The organism is Brevundimonas sp., from assembly GCF_044239655.1.
Classification (GTDB): domain Bacteria; phylum Pseudomonadota; class Alphaproteobacteria; order Caulobacterales; family Caulobacteraceae; genus Brevundimonas.
The window spans coordinates 1-2,661 of the sequence record NZ_JBIIAY010000211.1; the positions used below are offsets into that span (position 1 = coordinate 1).

5 protein-coding genes are annotated in these 2,661 nt (G+C 67.7%); 1 reads left to right on the forward strand and 4 read right to left on the reverse strand.

Annotated elements, in window-relative coordinates; all coding sequences use genetic code 11:
* The coding region (locus ACILQR_RS16415) for a methionine--tRNA ligase (RefSeq protein WP_395652429.1) at window positions 1-1,026 on the forward strand (1,026 nt) is incomplete at its 5' end.
* On the opposite strand, the gene ACILQR_RS16420 is transcribed toward ACILQR_RS16415, so the two are convergent.
* From ACILQR_RS16420 to ACILQR_RS16435, 4 genes are all read right to left on the reverse strand, one after another.
* Window positions 1,023-1,547 (reverse strand): hypothetical protein, encoded by a 525-nt coding sequence (locus tag ACILQR_RS16420; protein WP_395652430.1) that lies wholly within the window; start codon window positions 1,545-1,547, stop codon window positions 1,023-1,025. The genes ACILQR_RS16415 and ACILQR_RS16420 overlap by 4 nt on opposite strands.
* A gap of 79 nt (window positions 1,548-1,626) precedes the next feature.
* On the reverse strand, window positions 1,627-1,851 hold the full coding sequence (locus ACILQR_RS16425) for a type II toxin-antitoxin system HicB family antitoxin (RefSeq protein WP_395652431.1): 225 nt from the start codon (window positions 1,849-1,851) through the stop codon (window positions 1,627-1,629).
* Complete coding sequence (locus tag ACILQR_RS16430; protein WP_395652432.1) at window positions 1,851-2,090, reverse strand: hypothetical protein; 240 nt, start codon at window positions 2,088-2,090, stop codon at window positions 1,851-1,853. Before ACILQR_RS16430 ends, ACILQR_RS16425 begins: the two co-directional genes overlap by 1 nt.
* A gap of 10 nt (window positions 2,091-2,100) precedes the next feature.
* Window positions 2,101-2,661, reverse strand: a 561-nt coding sequence (locus tag ACILQR_RS16435) for a TerC family protein (RefSeq protein ID WP_395652433.1), incomplete at its 5' end; no start/stop codon positions are given.

A 2,661-nucleotide genomic window follows, 5' to 3' on the forward strand; every position in this document is an offset into this window, starting at 1 on the left:
CGGGGGATCACCCGCGACCGGGCGGGGGGCGTGCGGGGGGTGGGGCCCGACGGCGGGCCGCGACCGGGCATGGAGGGCAAGGTCTTCTATGTGTGGTTCGACGCTCCCATCGAATACATCGGCGCGACCGAGGAGTGGGCCGACGCGAACGGTCGGACCTGGCGCGACTGGTGGCGGCTGGACGAGGGGGCGGGCGACGTCCGCTACGTCCAGTTCATGGGCAAGGACAACGTGGCCTTCCACACCGTGTCGTTCCCCGCGACCATCATCGGCTCGGGCGAGCCGTGGAAGACGGTGGATCAGCTCAAGGCCTTCAACTGGCTGAACTGGTACGGCGGCAAGTTCTCGACCTCGGGCAAGCGCGGGGTCTTCATGGATCAGGCGCTGGAGCTGCTGCCCGCCGACTACTGGCGCTGGCACCTGACGGCCTATGGGCCGGAAGGGTCGGATGCGGCCTTCACCTGGGAACAGTTCCAGTCGACGACGAACAAGGACCTGGCCGACGTCCTGGGCAATTTCGTCAACCGTATCGTCAAGTTCACGGAATCCAAGTTCGACGGCGTGGTGCCGGACGGTGGCGAGCCCGGCCCGGTGGAGGCGAAACTGATCGCCGACGTCGAGGCGGGCCTGGCCGAAGCCACCGCCGCCCTGGAGGCCATGGAGTTCAGGAAGGCCTGTCAGGCGATCCGCGCCGTCTGGGTGCTCGGTAACGAATATCTGCAGGTCGCCGCGCCCTGGACCGCGTTCAAGACCGACCCGGTCCAGGCGGCGGTGGGGGTGCGGATGGGGCTGAACCTCGTCGCCCTGTTCGCCCGGCTGGCCGCGCCGGTGATGCCGTTCTCGGCGGTCAAGATCGCGGCGTCCGTCGGCGCGACGGACCTGACCTGGCCGGCACCCGGCGAGGACTGGACCACGGCCCTGCCGGTCGGCCAGCCGGTTCAGGCCGCCGAGGTGCTGTTCAAGAAGATCGAGGACATTCAGGTTGCGGAGTGGACCGAACGGTTCGGCGGGGCGGAGGCGGCTTAGGCCTCGCCGCCCTCGGCCTCTTCCATGCCGACCAGGGCCGGGCTGACGCCATACTGGCGCGGCCAGGCGACGGCGGGGACGTCGGTGGGACCCACGGCCATCTCCGCGACGGACCAGACGCCTGCGGTGCGCTTGAGCAGGGCGACGACGGTGGTCCCGTCCATCATGCCTTCCTCGGCGGCGCGGGCCATATTGGTCTTCGACAGGTCGAGGTCGGTGCCGTCGGCCGCCACGGCGGGGCCTGAGACATAGGCCCAATCGCCCTCGGCGCGCGCGATCTCGACGTTAACTTTCGCCGGTACGCCCAGCGACCGCGCCACGGCCGCATCCAGCGCCGCCACGATCGGGGCACGGGCGGGATCGGTCTCCGCGAGGTCGGTCAGGACGGCGGGCGTCGGAGCGGGTTCCGGGGTGGCCGCAACAGGGGCCGCGACCTCTGGCGCCGAAGCCGGTTCCGGCGCGGGCTCGTCACAGGCCGCGACCAGCAGACAGGCGACCGCGATCAGTCGGATATGGCGCATGGTGGTCCCCCTCAGCCGTCATGGCGCGGCAATCGCCCGATCTGATGGTGGCGCCGGTTGGGCCCAAAGTGAAGCGGCGTCAGGAGGCCAGTTTCAACTCGATCGACGGTGGTGGGACGGGCCGGTTCATCTCTTCGGCCATCTCGAACCAGCAGAGGATGGCGTCACGCACATTGACGATCGCCTCTTCCGGGGTCTCGCCGTCGCTCATGCATCCCGGCAGGTCGGGTACCGTGGCCAGATAGCCGCCGCCTTCGTCTTCACTGAGCGGGCGAACCAGAACTGGGTAGGACAACGGCGACATCACGCCCTCGAAACCGCGTCCACCATCTGGACGAGTTTGCGAATATACACGGACTTGATCGGACGCGCGAATGGGATGCTGAGCATGTCCGCGACAGCCGGGTGAGCGATCTTGTAGTGCGATCTGCCGCCGCGGGGTGGCGAGCATGTCAGGCCGTGTTCCTTGCACAGAGCTTCGACATCGCGAATGCGCCAGTCGTTTGACGGACTGGCCCGCATCTGCTCCAGGCGTTTGCTCATCGACGCACCCTTAAGGCTTGGCGATCGCCTTCTGGGCCAGACAGACCGTCAGCTTTTCACCCACCTCGGGCCGGCAGGATTTCTGGACCTCTTCGGCCGAGATATCGAGGAAGGCCGGGGCGCGCGCATTGTGCGACTGGACCGCCAGGGCCCGGACCACGGTCGAGCGATAGCCGTCCCAGATCATGTGCAGGGCGACGTACAGCACGATGACCAGACCGACATAGCCGATCCAGCGGTACTTGCTCAGCAGCTTGGCGATATAGGTCGCCGCAACCCCCATCAGGCCGATCGACAGCACCAGGCCGAAGACCATGATCCACGGATGGTCGTGCGCCGCACCGGCGACGGCCAGCACATTGTCCAGCGACATGGTCACGTCGGCGATCAGGATCTGGACCAGGGCCGCGCCGAAGGTCTTGCGCTTCAGGCCCATTTCCTCGGGCGAGGGGCCTTTTCCGTGCTCGATGGCGATGGCGAGTTCCAGCTCGGCCTGGGCCTCGGCCTGGTCGTGGGTCGCCGATTCCTGCAGCTCGCGCCACATCTTCCAGCACACCCACAGCAGCAGCAC